This is a genomic window from Streptomyces sp. CT34, assembly GCF_000805335.1.
In the GTDB taxonomy this organism is placed as follows: Bacteria; Actinomycetota; Actinomycetes; order Streptomycetales; family Streptomycetaceae; genus Streptomyces.
In genome coordinates this window covers 3,294,894-3,312,559 of the sequence record NZ_KN708638.1, presented here as the reverse complement: position 1 = coordinate 3,312,559, position 17,666 = coordinate 3,294,894, and the positions used below count along the sequence as shown (strand labels likewise).

The window sequence follows — 17,666 nt, the reverse complement described above, 5'->3', positions numbered from 1 at the left end:
TCGAGCCCGACAACGCAGCCGTCAAGCAGGGGAGTTCAGCCATGCAGAGGGAACACCGGCCACGTACGCCCCGGGAGAAGTACGGCGAGGAGCTGAGGATCCGGCGCATCGCGGCCGGCCTGACGCAGGAGGCGCTGAGTGAGCTCGTGGTGTGCTCGCCGACGCTGATCAGCCATTTCGAGGCGGGTAGGCGGCTTCCGAAGCCGGATGACGCGCAGCGGATCGACCGGGCGCTGGGGACGGACGGGTTCTTCGGCCGGTGGCTGGAGGATCTGGAGAGCAAGTACGACCCTCGCTTCGCTGCCGCGGCCGAACTGGAGCGACAGGCAACGCTGATCCAGCAGTTCGCGCTCTCGCTGGTTCCCGGCCTGTTCCAGACGCCCGGCTACGCGCGGGCTGTGTTCGCCGCCTATCGCCCCAACCCCACAGACGAGGAACTTGACAGGGAAGTTTTCATCCGAACAGAGCGTGCCCGGATTCTCGACGGACCATCGGCTCCGGTCGTCTGGACGCTTCTCGACGAGGCCGTGCTGCGACGCGCGGTCGGTGGGCCTCAGGTCATGGCGGAACAGCTGTACAAGATCGTCGATTTGGCCGAGTCGCGACGGATTCGACTGCACGTCCTTCCGTACCGCGTCGGTGCACACCCGCTCATGGAGAGTCTGCTCACACTGATGAGCTTCGAGGGCTCCGCCCCGGTAGCGTATGTCGACGCTTTCGAGACCGGGCGTCTGATGGATGATCCGTCGTTGGTGAACGCCTGTCAGACGGCCTACTCTCTGGCCTTGAGCGACGCCTTGTCGCGAAAGGAGTCACTGGACCTCGTCAGAGCGGCAGCGGAGGAACACGCACATGGTCAGCAGTGAGCACACCGTCACCGACTCGTCCACACTCACCGACTGGTACAAGTCCAGCCACAGCGGCGGCAGTCAAGCCGATTGCCTAGAAGTAGCCCGCGGCCACGCCCAAGTCCCCGTACGCGACAGCAAGCGCCCCACCGGCCCCGCGCTGATCTTCCCCTCCGAAAGCTGGTCAGCCTTCGTCTCGGCCGTCAGGCACGGAGAGTTCTCCGCCTGAGCCGCTCCACCGTCCAAACCCCCGCCAGGGCCACCGCCAGCCCCGCCCCCAGCGCACAGACGCCGTTCCAGCCGCCGCGGCTCCACACCACCGAGGTCAGCGCCGACCCCACCGCGCCGCCCACGAAGTAGCTGGTCATGTAGGCCGAGTTGAGGCGGTTGCGCGCCTCGGGGCGTACCCCGTACACCAGGTTCTGGTTGCTGACGTGCACCCCTTGGGCGGCGAGGTCCAGCACGATCACCCCGGCCAGCAGCGCCGCCAGCGACCAGCCGCCGCCCGCGCCGCCGGCCGCGAGGAGCCCCCAGGAGCCGAGGAGCAGGAACGCGCAGACGCCGGTGACCCGGTGGACCAGTCCGCGGTCCGCGAGGCGCCCGGCGACCGAGGCGGCGAGCGAACCGGCCGCGCCGACCAGCCCCAGCAGCCCGATCGTGGACTCCTGCCAGCCGTACGCGGGTCCCGACAGCAGGAACGCCATCGCGGTCCACAGGACACTGAAGCCCGCGAAGGACAGGGCGCCGAGCGCCGCCCGCCGGCGCAGCATCGGTTCCTGCGCGAACAGGGCCAGAGTTGAGCGGAGCAGGGCGGGGTAGCGCAGCCCGGCGGTGGTGCGGAGGGCGGGCAGGCGGAGCCGCAGCAGGACGGCCATCAGCAGCATCAGGGCGGCGTTGACCCAGTAAACGGTGCGCCAGCCGCCGAGTTGGGCGAGCAGCCCGGCCGCCGTACGGGCCAGCAGGATGCCGAGCAGCAGGCCGGTCATCACGGTGCCGATGGTCCGGCCGCGTTCCTCGGGAGCGGCCAGCGTCGCCGCGTACGGCATGACGACCTGGGCGGCGACCGAGGCCAGACCGGTCAGGGCGGTGCCGGCCAGCAGCAGCGCGCCGTTCGGGGCGCTCGCCGTCACGGTCAGGAAGGCGGCGGTCAGGGCGCAGAGGACGACCGCGAGCCGGCGGCGTTCCAGGAGGTCGCCGAGGGGGACGAGGAGCAGCAGGCCGATTCCGTAGCCGGTCTGGGCGACGGTGACGACCAGGGCGGCGGTGCCGGCGGAGAGGTGGAGGTCGTGGCCTATGACGTCCAGGAGGGGCTGGGCGAAGTAGTTGCCGGCGACGGACAGTCCGGCGGCGGCGGACATGAGCAGCAGGGTGCCGCGCCCCAGGCGGGGCGGTGGTGTGTGCGTGTCCGGTGCGGTCTGCTGCGGCGTGATGGTTCTCATGGCGTCCAGCCTCGGGGCCGCGCCATCCATCGGTCCAACACATAGTTTTCATCGCATCGATCTCGTACAGCGATTGATCGTCGATCTCGTATCGCGACGGACGGGCGCGCGGCGGGTGCCGGTGGTCGCGCGCCTACCATCGCGCGCATGGAGCTCCAGCAGATGCGGTACGTCGTCGCGGTCGCCGAGACCGGTGGGTTCACCCGGGCCGCGGAGCGCTGTCATGTGGTGCAGTCCGCGCTCAGCCATCAGGTCGCCAGGCTGGAGAAGGAGCTGGGGGCCCGGCTCTTCGACCGGACGAGCCGGAGCGTGCGGCTGACCGCCGCCGGGGAAGCGTTCGTTCCGGTCGCCCGGCAGGCGCTCCAGGCGGCCGAGCGGGCCCGCGCCGAGGTGGAGGCGGCGACCGGCGAGGTGCGCGGGCGGCTGGCGGTGGGGGCGATCTCCACCGTCGAGGCGGTCGATCTCGCCCGTGAGCTGGGTGCGTTCCGTACGAAGTACCCGAAGGTGCGGATCAGCCTCCAGATGGACATGAGCGATCTGCTGATCGAGCGGGTGCGGGCGGGCGTGCTGGACGTGGCGTTCGTCGGGCTGGTGCCCGGGGCGCGCACGGTCGGCGTGCGGGAGAAGGTGCTGGCGCACGGGGAGCTGGTCGCGGTGGTGCCGCCGGAGCATCCGCTGGCCGGGCGGGAGTGGACGACGCTGGCGCGGGTGGCGCGCGAGACCTTCGTCGACTACGCCGAGGGCTCGGCGGCCCGCCGTCAGCGCGAGGAGGCGTTCCGGGTGGCGGGGCTGACGTCGGAGGTGGCGTTCGAGGTGACCACCGTGGAGTTCCTGGCGAAGCTGGTCCGGGCCGGGCTCGGCGTGGGCATGGTGCCGGAGGCGTTCGCCCGGAAGCTGACCGGGCTGCGCATCGTGCGGGTGCGGCCGGCGCCGGAGCGCACCGAGCGGGTGGTGTGGAGCGGCCTGGGACCGTCGCCGGCCGCGGCGGCGTTCCTGACGGGGCTGGGCGTGGAGACGGGGTGAGCCCCGGGTGACGGGGTGAGTCCCGGTGACGGGATGAGCCGCGGGTGACGGGTGAGCCGTGGGTTAGGGATGAGCCGCGGGTGAGCCGTGGGGGCGGGCCACGGGTGTGACGTGCGGGCGGAGTGGGGCGGGTGCGTCACCGGTTACGGTCGATATGTGCAGCAGATGTCCGACGCCCGCCCGGAAACCGGGCCCGATGCCTGTCCGGAGAGCCGGCCCGACGCCCGCCCGGTGGGCGGCCCGCCCACCGGTTGCCCCGTGGCCGTCCCCGGTCCGACCCCCGGTCCCACCCCCGACCTCTTCACCTGGGAGTTCGCCGCCGACCCGTACCCGGCCTACGCCTGGCTGCGGGAGCACGCCCCGGTGCACCGGACGGCGCTGCCCAGCGGCGTCGAGGCGTGGCTGGTCACCCGCTACGCGGACGCCCGGCAGGCGCTCGCCGACGCGCGGCTGTCCAAGAACCCGGTGCACCACTCCGAGGCGGCCCACGGCAAGGGCAAGATCGGCATCCCCGGTGAGCGCAGCGCGAACCTGATGACGCATCTGCTGAACATCGACCCGCCGGACCACACCCGGCTGCGCCGCCTGGTCTCGAAGGCGTTCACCCCCCGCCGGGTCGCCGAATTCGCACCGCGCGTACAGGAGTTGACGGACCGCCTGATCGACGGCTTCGCGGCACGGGGGAGTGCGGACCTGATCCACGAGTTCGCGTTCCCGCTGCCGATCTACGCGATCTGCGACCTGCTCGGCGTCCCGCCCGAGGACCAGGACGACTTCCGCGACTGGGCGGGCATGATGCTGCGACACATAAAAGCCGGCCACGGCGGGGGGCCGCGCGGCGGCGTCGCCCGCTCGGTGAAGAAGATGCGCGCGTACCTGGCCGAGCTGATCCACAGCAAGCGGGCGGGCCTGGGCGCGACGCCCGCCCCGGACGAGGACCTGATCTCCGGCCTGATCCGCGCCTCCGACCACGGCGAGCACCTCACCGAGAACGAGGCCGCGGCGATGGCCTTCATCCTGCTCTTCGCCGGTTTCGAGACCACCGTCAACCTCATCGGCAACGGCACCTACGCGCTGCTGCGCCACCCCGCCCAGCGCGAGCTGCTCCAGAAGTCGATGGCGGCCGGCGACACCGAACTTCTCGCCACCGGCATCGAGGAGCTGCTGCGCTTCGACGGTCCCGTGGAGCTGGCCACCTGGCGGTTCGCGACCCGGGAGCTGACGCTGGGCGGGCAGCGGATCGCCGAGGGGGACCCGGTGCTCGTGGTGCTGGCCGCCGCCGACCGCGACCCGGCGCGGTTCACCGAGCCGGACGTCCTCGACCTCACCCGGCGTGACAACCCGCACCTGGGATACGGGCACGGCATCCACTACTGCCTCGGCGCGCCGCTGGCCCGCCTCGAAGGGCAGACCGCGCTCGCCACCCTGCTGACCCGACTCCCGGACATCCGGCTTGCGGTGGAACCGGATGATTTGCGCTGGCGTGGCGGGCTCATCATGCGCGGACTGCGGTCCCTCCCGGTGGAGTTCACACCGCACCCCCGCTGACCGGCGAAGACCGCCGGACCCAGCCACATCTGACATGACGTCAGCTACGTGACCTATGCGTGATCTCCACTACACCGACTTGTGACTACCCGTGACCCCGGCTACCTTTCCACGGACGATCGCGGTCGAACTGTTCGACCGGCGGCCGGACCGACGGCAGACCCGGCGGACCGGCCGGGGCCGCTGTGGCGCCGATCCGACAACTCAACCGCCGCGCGAAAGGCAACCGCATGCGTTCCGGGAACGGCCGGCACCGTCGCCCCCGTCAAGCACCGGCCATCTTTGTCACGGCAGGAGTGACCGGCGCGGGCCTCGCCCTGCCCCTGCTCAGCGCCGGCGGCGCACACGCCGCCGACACCGCCACCTGGGACAAGGTCGCCCAGTGCGAGAGCGCCGGGGTGTGGAGCGCGAACGCGGGCAACGGCTTCTACGGCGGCCTCCAGCTCACCCAGGAGATGTGGGACGGCTACGGCGGCGCGGCCTACGCCGCCCGCCCCGACCTCGCCAGCCGCGCCCAGCAGATCGCCGTGGCCCAGGCCATACTCGACGACCGCGGCCTGGACGCCTTCTCCGGCTGTGCGGCGAGCGCCGGCCTCACCAAGGGCGGCCGGACGCCGGACGTCGACCCCGGCAGCACCACCAAGCCCTCCCCGCGCCCGTCGCCCTCCCACACCACCGACCCCTCCGACGGGTCGGACGGCGACTCGGGCACCGCTGGACCGTCCGGTACGGCCCCCGGACCCGACGCCCCTGGGCCGACGGACCCCGGCGGCCAGGGCGACCAGGGCAACCGCGACGGCCAAGGCAACCCGGGCAACCCGGGCAACCAGGGCACGCCGTCCGACCACCCCACCGATCCCACCAATCCCAGCGGCTCCACCGACCCCACCGGCCCGTCGGCAACCCCGACCCCGACCCCCTCGCCGTCCGGCTCCGCCTCCCCGTCACCGTCCGGCACCGCCTCCCCGTCGCCCGGCGGCGACCGGTCGACCCCGTCCGCGCCGCCCGGCCGGGGCAAGCACCGCGGCGCCCCGGACGACGGCGAGCACAAGGGCGACGGCAAGGGTGATGACAAGGGCAACGGCAGGCGCGGCAGCGGGGACGGTGCCGGAGACGGCATCGGGGACAGTCGTGGGGACGACGGCAAGGGCAAGGGCAACGGCAAGCCCGGCGGCAACGGCCCCGGTGCGGGCCCGGGCGAGGACCGGGGTGGCGACCGGGGCGACGACCCCACCCGCTCCCCGGGCGGCCACGCCTCCCGCGGCGGTGACGCGCACGACACGCCCCCCGCGGGTGCCGACCGCTACCTCGTACGTCGCGGTGACACCCTGTCAGCGATCGCCGGGAGCCATGACCTGCGCGGCGGCTGGCCCGCGCTCTACGAGCGCAACAAGGACGTCGTCGGAGCCGACGCGGACCTGATTCAGCCTGGTCAGCTGCTCGATCTCGGGCACGGAGAAGGCTAGTTACCGCCGGTTCGTCCGTTTTCTTCAAAGTGAGACAAGGCTCTCGTTGCGGGGGGCGGGTCCGGTCCCGCCCCCCGCTGCCATACCGGTGCCGACCTGCGGAAATGCCACCCCTGATGATCAAAAACGGTCAACTTGGTTCAGAACATGGGGTTTGAACACCAAGCGGATTACTGCTTACGGTCATGACCGCTCGCCAAAGCGAGTTCTTCGATCGCACGCCGAATCCTGCCGGCGGTCGGAGGTAACCGTCGCGCAAGCGCCGAAGGCAGGAGCGGGGGACCCAAGGTAAGCGCCGGCCCCGCCCGTGAAAGCGGGTCAGCCGGCTTGGGGTGAAGCCATGTGTGCAGCACACACGGCCGGGCAACTCACATGGCCCGAACCCGACAGCTCACCTCGCAGGCGTCGGTGAGGAAACGAACACACGATGCTGATCAACAAGGGCAAGCACCGCCGCAGCTCCAAGGCCGTCCGCGTCGCCACCCTGGCCGGTGTCGCCGGTGCCGCCGTCGCCGTCCCGCTGATGGGCGCCACCTCCGCCTCCGCGGCCTCGGTCGCCACCTGGGACAAGGTCGCCCAGTGCGAGTCCGGCGGCAACTGGTCGATCAACACCGGTAACGGCTACTACGGTGGCCTCCAGTTCTCGAACTCCAGCTGGGCCGCCGCCGGTGGCACCAAGTACGCGGCCCGCGCCGACCTGGCCACCAAGGCCCAGCAGATCGCCGTCGCCGAGAAGCTGCTCGCCATCCAGGGCCCGGGTGCCTGGTCCTGCGCCGGCGCCGGCAACCTGACCGCTGGTGGCCCGGCCGCCAACGTCGACCCGTCCGGCTCCACCGCCAAGAAGAGCCAGGGCACCACCGAGACCCACAAGAAGACCGAGGGCACCACCAAGAAGTCCGCCCCGGTCCGCGAGAAGGCCGAGTCGGCCCCGCAGCCCTCGCACCGCTCCGGTGAGACCTACACCGTGAAGCCCGGCGACACCCTCGCGAAGATCGCCAAGGCGCACGGCACCGACTGGAAGTCGCTCTACGCGGCCAACAAGTCGGTCGTCGGCGGCAACCCGAACCTGATCTTCCCGGGCCAGAAGCTCAGCGTCTGAGCCGCTTCGGCCGGCCCGGCCTCCTGAGCCCGAGCCGAACGTGAGCCGGACCCGGTCCGGACCGGCCGTCCGAGCCTGCCCCGCCCCGGCGCGTACTTCCCCCGAGCGCGCCGCGGCGGGGCTTCTCCATGACGTCACCACGTCATGACGTCATGGCGCCGCGTCCGTGGCGTCGCGCCGCCCGGCCGACGGCCGGCTTCCACCGCTTTCCCCGCTCAGCGAACAATGTGCCTGAACCTCCCGTGAACTGGGCCTTTGCCCTGCTTGTTGGGTTTTTCCGTCCCATGGAGCGGGCCGAGGGCGAGCGGATCCGTCCGGGGCCGTTAGGCTCATGCTGCAGAACTCCAGACACCCATGAAGGAGACAACGTGCCGTCCATCGACGTCGTCGTAGCCCGCGAAATTCTCGACTCGCGAGGTAATCCCACGGTCGAGGTCGAGGTCGGCCTCGACGACGGCAGCACCGGGCGTGCCGCCGTGCCGTCCGGTGCCTCGACCGGCGCCTTCGAGGCCATCGAGCTCCGCGACGGTGACCCCAACCGCTACCTGGGCAAGGGCGTGGAGAAGGCCGTCCTCGCCGTCATCGAGCAGATCGGCCCGGAGCTCGTCGGCTACGACGCGACCGAGCAGCGGCTGATCGACCAGGCGATGTTCGACCTGGACGCCACCGACAACAAGGGCTCGCTCGGCGCCAACGCCATCCTCGGCGTCTCCCTCGCCGTCGCGCACGCCGCCGCCGAGGCCAGCGACCTGCCGCTGTTCCGCTACCTGGGCGGCCCGAACGCGCACATCCTGCCGGTCCCGATGATGAACATCCTGAACGGCGGCTCGCACGCCGACTCCAACGTGGACATCCAGGAGTTCATGATCGCCCCGATCGGCGCGGAGTCCTTCTCCGAGGCGCTGCGCTGGGGCGCGGAGGTCTACCACACCCTCAAGAAGGTCCTCAAGGAGCGCGGCCTGTCCACCGGCCTCGGCGACGAGGGCGGCTTCGCCCCCAACCTCGGCTCCAACCGCGAGGCCCTGGACCTCATCCTGGAGGCCATCAAGCAGGCCGGCTACGCCCCCGGCCAGGACATCGCGCTGGCCCTGGACGTCGCCGCCTCGGAGTTCTACAAGGACGGCAAGTACCGGTTCGAGGGCAAGGACCGCTCGGCCGCCGAGATGACCGAGTACTACGAGGAGCTGGTGGCGGCCTACCCGCTGGTCTCCATCGAGGACCCGCTGTTCGAGGACGACTGGGCCGGCTGGAAGGTCATCACCGACAAGCTCGGCGCCAAGGTGCAGCTGGTCGGCGACGACCTGTTCGTCACCAACCCGGAGCGCCTGGCCCGCGGCATCGAGGAGGGCTCCGCCAACGCCCTGCTGGTGAAGGTCAACCAGATCGGCTCGCTGACCGAGACCCTGGACGCCGTCGAGCTGGCCCAGCGCAACGGCTTCAAGTGCATGATGTCGCACCGCTCCGGCGAGACCGAGGACGTCACCATCGCCGACCTCGCCGTCGCCACCAACTGCGGCCAGATCAAGACCGGCGCCCCGGCCCGCTCCGAGCGCGTCGCCAAGTACAACCAGCTGCTGCGCATCGAGGAGATCCTCGACGACGCCGCGGTCTACGCGGGCCGCAGCGCCTTCCCGCGTTTCAAGGGCTGACGCCCTGAAACGCCCGGCGGTCCCCCGCCTCACGGGCTGACGGAACGACACCGCCGGGGCTGACGACCCCAGCCGCGGCACTTCCGGGCTTTGCCCCCAAGGACTCAATAAAGGAGCAAAGGCGGAGCGAAGCGAAGCGTCCCCGGCACCGGTCCCGTACCGTTGCCGGGGACGTACGTCGTTGTGGCGACACGGCGGCACGACGGAATCTGAAGGGGAGGCGAGGCCACGTGCCCGCGGACCGGTTCTCCACCGCGACCCGGCTCAAGGCGCTCGGCGAACAGGCCGCCGCCCGCGTCTACCGCGCCAAGCGGCGCCCGCGGCGCAATCGCCTCACCGGCCGCGCCGCCCTGCTGGCGCTGGTGATGTGCTCCCTGGTCGTCGCCCTCGCGTACCCGATAAGGCAGTACATCTCCCAGCGTTCGGACATCGCCGAGCAGCGCCGCAAGGCCCAGGACGCCGGCGCCGAGCTGAACCGGCTGCGCGACGAGAAGGACCGCTGGCAGGATCCGGAGTACGTCCGGCAGCAGGCCCGCCGGCATCTGCACTACGTCATGCCGGGCGAGACCGGCTACATCGTCCAGGACGGCTCCGGCGTACGCCCGGCACCGAAGGGGTCGGCGGCCTCGCAGCAGCCCTGGTACGAGAAGCTGTGGGACGGTGTCGACGCCGCGGACCAGCGGTAGCCCGTACTGTCGACACCGGGACCGTCCGCACGGCCCCACCCGCACGCCCCCGCGGCGGTACGCACCGAGCCCGGCGGCCGGCCGGCCCCGCGGGGCGGTCCGCCGCCCCGTCCGGCACTGCCGCGGCCGGACCAGAACCCGCCGCCCTCACCGAAAGCGCCCATGGAAACGCCTCCGCCCCAGACCGAGCCCACCGAGCCCACCGCCGCGGACATCGCCGCCTTCAAGGAGCAGCTCGGCCGCCCGCCGCGCGGCCTGCGCGCCATCGCGCACCGCTGCCCCTGCGGGCAGCCGGACGTCGTGGAGACCGCACCGCGCCTGGAGGACGGCACGCCCTTCCCCACGCTCTACTACCTCACCTGCCCGCGCGCGGCCTCCGCGATCGGCACGTTGGAGGCGAACGGCGTGATGAAGGAGATGACCGAGCGGCTGGCCGCCGACCCGGAGCTGGCCGCCGCCTACCGCGCGGCCCACGAGGACTACATCCGGCGCCGGGACGAGATCGAGGTGCTCCAGGGCTTCCCGAGCGCGGGCGGCATGCCCGACCGGGTCAAGTGCCTGCACGTGCTCGTCGGCCACTCGCTGGCGGCCGGGCCCGGCGTCAACCCGCTCGGCGACGAGGCCCTGGCGATGCTCCCGGAGTGGTGGCGCAAGGGCCCCTGCGTGTCCCCGTGCGCCGACGCCCCGCAGGACGCGCAGTCCCCGGCCGCCGCGACCCGGTACACCTCGGAAACCTCCGACGCCCCCGAAGGAGACGCCAAGTGAAGCGGGTCGCCGCCGTCGACTGCGGTACCAACTCCATCCGGCTGCTGGTCGCCGACCTGGACCCCGGCACCGGTGAACTCAAGGACCTGGACCGCCGGATGCAGATCGTCCGGCTCGGCCAGGACGTCGACCGGACCGGCCGGCTGGCCCCCGAGGCGCTGGAGCGCACCTTCGCGGCCTGCCGCGAGTACGCCGCGGTGATCAAGGGCCTGGGCGCCGAGCGGATCCGGTTCGTGGCCACCTCCGCCTCCCGCGACGCGGAGAACCGCGAGGACTTCGTCCGCGGCGTCGTCGACATCCTGGGCGTCGAGCCCGAGGTGATCACCGGCGACCAGGAGGCGGAGTTCTCCTTCACCGGCGCCACCCGCGAACTGACCGGCCGCCCCGATATCGCACCGCCCTACCTGGTCGTGGACATCGGCGGCGGCTCGACCGAGTTCGTCCTCGGCGACGGCTCCGTACGGGCGGCCCGCTCCGTCGACGTCGGCTGCGTCCGGATGACCGAGCGCCATCTCGTCCACGGCGGGGAGATCAGCGACCCGCCGGCCCCCGGCCAGATCACCGCTATAAAGGCGGACATCGCCGCGGCCCTGGACCGCGCCGAGGAGACCGTCCCGCTGAGCGAGGCCGGCACCCTGGTCGGCCTGGCCGGCTCGGTGACCACCGTCGCCGCCATCGCCCTCGGCCTGGACCACTACGACTCCGCGGCCATCCACCACTCCCGGATCTCCCTCGCCAAGGTCCGCGAGATCACCGGGGACCTGCTCGCCTCCACCCACGCCGAACGCGCGGCCAGCCCGGTCATGCACCCCGGCCGGGTCGACGTGATCGGCGCCGGCGCCCTCGTCCTCCTGTCGATCATGGAGCGCATCGGCGCCGAGGAGGTCGTGGTCAGCGAGCACGACATTCTGGACGGCATCGCCTGGAGCATGGTCTGACCCCCGCCCCGGCCTCTTCGCCGTGCCGGGGACCGTCCCGGCGGCCGGTGCCGCCGGGCGGCGCCCGGCACGGCAACCGCCCCCGCTGAGTGGGATTTTGAGCGGATCAGCCGCCGTCTGAGCGGCCTTCAGGCGGGTCGCGGGGGTTCCGGACGGACCGCCGGAAAGAAAGTTCGTGAAATCCTTCACATGAAAAACCCGCCTCATGGGCGAACTATCCGTCCGTCCGACCCTCATTCGAAGGTCCTAGGACCCTCCCGCCCGCGAATTGCCGGGTCCGCGGTGTGTCTCCGCTGTGTTACGCGAGTGTGCACACGAGGTGTGGTTCGGCGGTGTGCGACGGGACAAGCCCTGATCAACGGGGGTCTCCAACGTGTCGCGTTACACCGTGGTTCCCCGACTTCGCTATGGCGTCGGTCACGGAGCCGGCGGAGTGTAGCAGACGCCCCCAACATTCTTGTGAAGGGGCTCACGAGCGACCCCCCATGTGGGGGTGGATACTCGATTGCATGAGCACCACGGAGCGTCCCAGGATCCTCGTTGTAGGCGGTGGGTACGTAGGCCTGTACGCGGCGCGCCGCATTCTGAAGAAGATGCGGTACGGCGAGGCGACCGTCACGGTCGTCGACCCGCGCTCGTACATGACGTACCAGCCCTTCCTCCCTGAAGCTGCGGCCGGCAGCATCTCTCCCCGCCACGTCGTGGTTCCGCTGCGGCGCGTGCTGCCCACGGCGGAGGTCCTCACCGGCCGGGTCACCACCATCGATCAGGACCGCAAGGTCGCCACCGTCGCGCCGCTGGTCGGCGAGGCGTACGAGCTGCCCTTCGACTACCTGGTCATCGCGATGGGTGCGGTCTCCCGTACCTTCCCGATCCCCGGGCTGGCCGAGAACGGCATCGGCATGAAGGGCGTGGAGGAGGCCATCGGCCTGCGCAACCATGTCCTGGAGCAGTTGGACAAGGCCGACTCGACGACCGACGAGGAGGTCCGCCGCAAGGCGCTGACCTTCGTCTTCGTCGGCGGCGGCTTCGCGGGTGCGGAGACCGTCGGCGAGGTCGAGGACATGGCCCGCGACGCCGCGAAGATCTACAAGAACGTCAAGCGCGAGGACATGCGCTTCCTGCTGGTCGACGTCGCGGACAAGATCCTTCCCGAGGTCGGTCCGAAGCTCGGCGCCTACGGCAAGGAGCACCTGGAGTCCCGGGGCGTCGAGGTCTACCTCAAGACCAGCATGAAGTCCTGCGTCGACGGCCATGTCGTCCTCGACAACGGCCTCGAGGTGGTCTCCAACACCATCGTGTGGACCGCCGGCGTCAAGCCGAACCCGGTGCTGTCCCGCTTCGGCCTGCCGCTCGGCCCGCGCGGCCACGTCGACACCGCGGCCACCCTCCAGGTGCAGGGCACCGACTACATCTGGGCGGCCGGCGACAACGCCCAGGTCCCCGACGTGGTCGGCCGCAAGGCCGGCAACGAGAACGCCTGGTGCCCGCCGAACGCGCAGCACGCGCTGCGGCAGGCCAAGGTCCTCGGCGACAACGTCGTGTCCGGCATGCGCGGCTTCCCGCAGAAGGAGTACAGCCACGCCAACAAGGGCGCGGTGGCCGGTCTGGGTCTGCACAAGGGCGTCGCGATGATCGTCATGGGCAAGACCAAGATCAAGCTCAAGGGCCGTCTCGCCTGGTACATGCACCGCGCGTACCACGGCATGGCGATGCCGACGTTCAACCGCAAGATCCGGGTCTTCGCCGACTGGACCCTCGCCATGTTCCTCAAGCGTGAGGTGGTCTCGCTCGGCGCCATGGAGAACCCCCGCGAGGAGTTCTACGAGGCGGCCAAGCCGGCGCCCGCCCCGGCCGCAGCGGCCGGTGGTGACAAGCCGAAGGCCAAGGCTTCCTGAATCTCCGGTCGGTACTCCGACCAGCCCGAAGGGCGTCCGCCATCCGTGGGGCGGGCGCCCTTTGGCGTGTCCGGTGTGGCCGAAACCGGACGTATTGCGGTTCTCTTGCTGGCGAACGGGACTATCTGGGCGCCCACTTGATGTTTACGTGGTGGGTGAAACTTCTTTGCCCGACTCGTCAACACGGAGGTGTGCGACATGGCCGACGCCGCGGTACGGCTCACCAAGCTCGCCGAGAAGGTGCTGGGAGCCCCGCTCCCGGTGCGGATCCGCGCCTGGGACCGTAGCGAGTCCGGCCCTCCGGGGGCACCCGCGCTGGTGCTCCGCAACCGCCGCGCGCTGCGCCATCTGCTCTTCAAACCGGGCGAGTTGGGCCTGGCCCGCGCCTGGGTGGCCGGCGACATCGACGTCGACGGCGACCTCTACGAGGCGCTCGACCTGCTCGCCGAACTGGTCTGGGAGCGCCCCGCCAATGCCCCCAAGCCGCGGCGCGCCGCCGGCCTGCGGGCGTTGGCCCGCCCCGAGATCCGCGCCGCCGCCCGGGAGCTGCTGTCCCTGGCCGGCGCACCGGTCCCGCCCGCGCCGCCCGCCGAGGAGGCCCGGCCGCGCCGCGGCCCGCTGCACACCTTGCTGCGCGACAAGGCGGCCATCAGCCACCACTACGACGTCGGCAACGACTTCTACGAGCTGGTGCTGGGCCCGTCGATGGTCTACTCCTGCGCGTACTGGGGGACCGGTGAAGGCGGCGCCGCCTCCCTGGAGGACGCCCAGCGCGACAAGCTCGACCTGATCTGCCGCAAGCTCGGCCTCAAGGAGGGCCAGCGGCTGCTGGACGTGGGCTGCGGCTGGGGCTCGATGGTGCTGCACGCCGCCCGCGAGTACGGCGTGCGGGCGGTCGGCATCACGCTCTCCGAGGAGCAGGCCGGCTACGCCCGGAAGCGGATCGCCGATGCCGGGCTCGCCGACCGGGTCGAGATCCGGGTGCAGGACTACCGCGAGATCCATGACGAGCCGTTCGACGCGATCTCCTCGATCGGCATGGCCGAGCACGTCGGCCGGGCCCGGTACGCGGAGTACGCGAGCGCCCTGTACGCCCTGCTGAAGCCCGGCGGTCGGTTGCTCAACCACCAGATCGCCCGCCGTCCGCTGGCCGACGAGGAGGCGTACCACGTCGATGAGTTCATCGACCGCTATGTCTTCCCGGACGGCGAGCTGGCGCCGGTCGGGCGGACCGTCGGCCAGCTGGAGGAGGCCGGCTTCGAGGTGCGCGACGTGGAGGCGATCCGGGAGCACTACGCGCTGACGCTGCGGCAGTGGGTCGCCAATCTGGAGGCGCACTGGGCGGCGGCGGTACGCCTCACCTCCCCCGGGCGGGCCCGGGTCTGGCGGCTCTACATGGCCGCGTCGGCGCTGTCGTTCGAGCGGAACCGCATAGGGGTCAACCAGGTGCTGGCGGTCCGTACGCCGGACTCCGGTGCCGCCGGGATGCGCCTGCGGGCGCGCGACTGGCGGGGCTGACAGGGGGGCGCCGCGCGACCTCCCCGGGCCGTCCGCGGGGCCGCGCGGCGGGCCCCGGCCCCGACCCCTCGGACAGGCCGGAGGGCCCCGGTGCCACGGATGCCGTGGTGCCGGGGCCCTCCGGCCCTTCCGGGATCGGATCGTGCGCCGGGCCGTGCCGGCGGCCCCGCGATCCCGCTGCTGTGACTACCTGCCGTGGCTACTCGGCCTTGATCGCCTGGAGCATGTTCAGCCGGGCCGCCCGGCGGGCCGGCCAGAGCGCGGCCAGCACGCCCACGACCGCGGCCATGGCGAGGAAGACGCCCATCCGGCCCCAGGGCAGCACCAGTTGGTACGTCGGCAGCGAGCCGCCGATCAGCTCGCCGGCCGCCCAGCCGAAGAACACGCCCAGGCCGATGCCCAGCACCCCGCCGAAGAGCGCGATCACCAGCGACTCCAGGCGCACCATCCGCTTGATGCCACGGCGGTCCAGGCCGATGGCGCGCAGCATGCCGATCTCCTGCGCCCGTTCGAAGACCGACATCGCCAGGGTGTTGATGACGCCGAGCACCGCGACGATCACGGCCATGGCCAGCAGGCCGTAGAGCATGTTCAGCATCAGGGTGAAGACCTGGGCGATGGCGTTGGAGACGTCCTTCTTGTCGGCGACGGTGATCGCCGGGTTCTTGCCGAGCGCGGTGACCAGCTTGTCCTTGGACGCCGCGGTCGCGCCGTCCTTGGTCTTGACCATCACCTGCATATCGGTGGCGTGCTTCTGGTGCGGGGCGAGGGTGGCGTTGTCGAGGATGATGCCGTGGATCATCTCGTTGCCCTGGTAGACGCCCGCGACGGTGAGCGTGCCCTGCTTGCCGTCCTCGAAGGTCACCGGGAAGCGGGAGCCGGTGTGCCAGCCTTTCTCCTTGGCCGTGCCGTCGTCGACGACGGCACGGTCGCCGCCGAGGGTGCCGAGGGAGCCCGAGGTGAAGTCGAGCGCGGTGAGCTTGCCGAAGTCCTTGCCGTTGACGCCGGTCAGATACTCGGTGCCGGTGCCTATTCGGGACGGGGAGTTGCGCAGCGGGCTGGACGCGGTGACCTCGTCCAGGCCGGCGATCTTCTTCGCCACGTCGGGGGAGAGCGGGGTCCGGCTCGCCATGGAGACCACGTAGTCGGCCTTCAGGGAGGCGGTGGCCATCTTGTCGATGCCCTGCTGCACGCTGCCCGCGATCACCGTCAGACCGGTGATCAGGGTCAGCCCGACCATCAGCGCGGAGGCCGTGGCGGCGGTCCGGCGCGGGTTGCGGACCGCGTTCTGCCGGGCGAGGACGCCGGAGATCCCGAACATCCGCAGCACGGGGGCCGCGAGGGCGATCAGCGGGCGGGACAGCAGCGGCGTCAGGATGAACACGCCGATCAGCAGCAGCGCGGCACCGGCGGCCATGGTCGCCTTGCCGTCGGACATACCCGTGGCGACCAGGACCGCGGCCGTACCGACGCCGGCGAACAGTGCGCCGATGGTGTTCCGGACCACCAGGGACTTGGTGGTGGCGGTGGCGTGCACGCTGTTCATCGCGGCGACCGGCGGGATCTTCGCGGCCCGACGGCCCGGCAGCCAGGCGGCCAGGACCGTGACGATGATGCCGACCAGCAGGGACGTGAGGATCGTGGACGGCGAGATCACCAGCGGGCCGTCCGGCACCTTCGCACCGGTGCTGCTCATCAGCGCACGCAGTCCGGCGCCGATGCCGATACCGGCCACCAGGCCCGTCACCGCGGCCACCGCGCCCACCACGGACGCCTCGATCAGCACCGAGCGGGTCACCTGGCGGCGGCTGGCGCCGACCGCGCGCAGCAGCGCCAGCTCCTTGGTGCGCTGGGCGACCAGCATGGTGAAGGTGTTGGCGATGATGAAGACGCCGACGAAGAGCGCGATACCGGCGAAGGCCAGCAGGCCGGTCTTCATGCCGTCCATGCTCTGGGCGATCATCTTGGCCTGGTCGTCGGCGAGTTGCTTGCCCGTGGTCGCCTCGGCGCCCTCCTTGGGCAGCACCTTCTCGACCGCGTCCTTCAGGGCCGTCTGGGACGTGCCCGGTGCGGCCTTGACGTCGATCTCGCTGAACTCGCCGGGCGTCGCGAACATCTTCTGGGCGCTGGCGGTGTCGAACAGCGCGAGGCTGCCGCCGGCCGCGACGGTGCCGTCGTCGGTGGTGAAGACGCCGGTCAGCTTCTGCTCGCGGACCGGTCCGTCGACGGATATCCGGACGGTGTCGCCGACCTTGTAGCCGGCCCGGTCCGCGGTGTGGGCGTCCAGCGCGAACTGGTCGGCGCCCTTGGGGGCGGCGCCGTCCCGCATCGGATAGCGGGCGTCCTTGCCGTCCTTGCCGGGGAAGTAGTTGCTGCCGCGGGTCGTGAAGCCGTCACCGATCAGCTTGCCGCTCTTGTCGGCGATGGCGGTGAAGCCGGAGACGGTGCCGGTGGCGGAGGCGGCGCCGGGCAGCCGGGCGGTTTTGTCGAGCAGCTTCTGGTCGAGCGGGGAGGGCGCGCCGGGTGCGCCGCTGGCACCGGGGGCGCCGGCCGCGGGGTCGGAGGAGTGCCGCTGGATGGCGACGTCGACGTTGTCGAAGCCCTTCTGGGAGCTGGACTGGAACGCGTCGGAGACGGTCGAGGTGAAGACCAGGGTGCCGGAGACGAAGGCCACGCCGAGCATCACGGCGAGAACGGTCATCAGCAGCCGGGCCTTGTGCGCGAGCACATTGCGCAAGGCGGTACGGAACATGAGTGGGTCAGTCCTGGAGGAGAGGTCCGGGGTGGCG

General features: G+C 71.4%; 14 protein-coding genes and 1 riboswitch. Of the genes, 12 read left to right on the top strand and 2 right to left on the bottom strand.

Translation table 11 applies throughout. The features are described from left to right. Positions 1-41 precede the first annotated feature (41 nt). Positions 42-866 (top strand): helix-turn-helix domain-containing protein, encoded by an 825-nt coding sequence (locus RZ84_RS14395; RefSeq protein WP_043264658.1) that lies wholly within the window; start codon positions 42-44, stop codon positions 864-866. Beyond that, complete coding sequence (locus tag RZ84_RS14390; protein WP_043264657.1) at positions 853-1,077, top strand: DUF397 domain-containing protein; 225 nt, start codon at positions 853-855, stop codon at positions 1,075-1,077. Before RZ84_RS14395 ends, RZ84_RS14390 begins: the two co-directional genes overlap by 14 nt. Here the strand turns inward: RZ84_RS14390 and RZ84_RS14385 are convergent. Beyond that, positions 1,052-2,287, bottom strand: coding sequence for an MFS transporter (locus RZ84_RS14385; protein WP_052230484.1), 1,236 nt, complete (start codon positions 2,285-2,287; stop codon positions 1,052-1,054). The two genes, RZ84_RS14390 and RZ84_RS14385, sit on opposite strands and share 26 nt — an antisense overlap. Positions 2,288-2,434: 147 nt before the next feature. Here RZ84_RS14385 and RZ84_RS14380 point away from each other — a divergent pair, with 147 nt between their 5' ends. The 10 genes from RZ84_RS14380 to RZ84_RS14335 all read left to right on the top strand — a co-directional run bounded on the left by RZ84_RS14380 (position 2,435) and on the right by RZ84_RS14335 (position 14,877). Further along, entirely contained in the window at positions 2,435-3,310 is an 876-nt protein-coding gene (locus RZ84_RS14380) for a LysR family transcriptional regulator (RefSeq protein WP_043264656.1), read from the top strand. A gap of 156 nt (positions 3,311-3,466) precedes the next feature. Continuing rightward, the gene (locus RZ84_RS14375; protein ID WP_241777705.1) at positions 3,467-4,858 is read left to right on the top strand and encodes a cytochrome P450 family protein; all 1,392 of its coding nucleotides are present in this window, start codon (positions 3,467-3,469) and stop codon (positions 4,856-4,858) included. A 296-nt stretch (positions 4,859-5,154) separates the two neighbouring features. After that, positions 5,155-6,324 (top strand): transglycosylase family protein, encoded by a 1,170-nt coding sequence (locus RZ84_RS14370; RefSeq protein WP_052229940.1) that lies wholly within the window; start codon positions 5,155-5,157, stop codon positions 6,322-6,324. Between the two features lie 250 nt (positions 6,325-6,574). Then, positions 6,575-6,744: riboswitch (cyclic di-AMP (ydaO/yuaA leader) on the top strand. A 7-nt stretch (positions 6,745-6,751) separates the two neighbouring features. Continuing rightward, positions 6,752-7,423, top strand: coding sequence for a transglycosylase family protein (locus tag RZ84_RS14365; protein ID WP_043264655.1), 672 nt, complete (start codon positions 6,752-6,754; stop codon positions 7,421-7,423). Between the two features lie 368 nt (positions 7,424-7,791). After that, entirely contained in the window at positions 7,792-9,072 is a 1,281-nt protein-coding gene (gene eno / locus RZ84_RS14360) for a phosphopyruvate hydratase (protein ID WP_043264654.1), read from the top strand. 230 nt (positions 9,073-9,302) lie between these two features. Next, positions 9,303-9,758 (top strand): FtsB family cell division protein, encoded by a 456-nt coding sequence (locus tag RZ84_RS14355; RefSeq protein WP_043264653.1) that lies wholly within the window; start codon positions 9,303-9,305, stop codon positions 9,756-9,758. A gap of 162 nt (positions 9,759-9,920) precedes the next feature. Further along, positions 9,921-10,523, top strand: coding sequence for a DUF501 domain-containing protein (locus RZ84_RS14350; RefSeq protein ID WP_043264652.1), 603 nt, complete (start codon positions 9,921-9,923; stop codon positions 10,521-10,523). Next, positions 10,520-11,461: a Ppx/GppA phosphatase family protein gene (locus tag RZ84_RS14345; protein WP_043264651.1), complete on the top strand. Its 942-nt coding sequence runs from the start codon at positions 10,520-10,522 to the stop codon at positions 11,459-11,461. The genes RZ84_RS14350 and RZ84_RS14345 overlap by 4 nt, the downstream gene beginning before the upstream one ends. Before the next feature lie 509 nt (positions 11,462-11,970). Continuing rightward, positions 11,971-13,359: an NAD(P)/FAD-dependent oxidoreductase gene (locus RZ84_RS14340; RefSeq protein WP_043264650.1), complete on the top strand. Its 1,389-nt coding sequence runs from the start codon at positions 11,971-11,973 to the stop codon at positions 13,357-13,359. A 198-nt stretch (positions 13,360-13,557) separates the two neighbouring features. Then, entirely contained in the window at positions 13,558-14,877 is a 1,320-nt protein-coding gene (locus RZ84_RS14335; RefSeq protein WP_043264649.1) for an SAM-dependent methyltransferase, read from the top strand. Positions 14,878-15,076: 199 nt separating this feature from the next. Here RZ84_RS14335 and RZ84_RS14330 read toward each other — a convergent pair whose 3' ends face one another. After that, positions 15,077-17,629, bottom strand: a complete 2,553-nt coding sequence (locus RZ84_RS14330; protein ID WP_043264648.1) for an ABC transporter permease — start codon at positions 17,627-17,629, stop codon at positions 15,077-15,079. Positions 17,630-17,666 lie beyond the last annotated feature (37 nt).

Bases quoted from the DNA above. Each gene is read 5' to 3' on its own strand.
- RZ84_RS14390 (WP_043264657.1), top strand. From the start codon at position 853: ATGGTCAGCAGTGAGCACACCGTCACCGACTCGTCCACACTCACCGAC.
- RZ84_RS14380 (WP_043264656.1), top strand. From the start codon at position 2,435: ATGGAGCTCCAGCAGATGCGGTACGTCGTCGCGGTCGCCGAGACCGGT.
- RZ84_RS14350 (WP_043264652.1), top strand. From the start codon at position 9,921: ATGGAAACGCCTCCGCCCCAGACCGAGCCCACCGAGCCCACCGCCGCG.
- RZ84_RS14385 (WP_052230484.1), bottom strand. From the start codon at position 2,287: ATGAGAACCATCACGCCGCAGCAGACCGCACCGGACACGCACACACCA.
- RZ84_RS14395 (WP_043264658.1), top strand. From the start codon at position 42: ATGCAGAGGGAACACCGGCCACGTACGCCCCGGGAGAAGTACGGCGAG.
- RZ84_RS14335 (WP_043264649.1), top strand. From the start codon at position 13,558: ATGGCCGACGCCGCGGTACGGCTCACCAAGCTCGCCGAGAAGGTGCTG.
- RZ84_RS14330 (WP_043264648.1), bottom strand. From the start codon at position 17,629: ATGTTCCGTACCGCCTTGCGCAATGTGCTCGCGCACAAGGCCCGGCTG.
- RZ84_RS14340 (WP_043264650.1), top strand. From the start codon at position 11,971: ATGAGCACCACGGAGCGTCCCAGGATCCTCGTTGTAGGCGGTGGGTAC.
- RZ84_RS14365 (WP_043264655.1), top strand. From the start codon at position 6,752: ATGCTGATCAACAAGGGCAAGCACCGCCGCAGCTCCAAGGCCGTCCGC.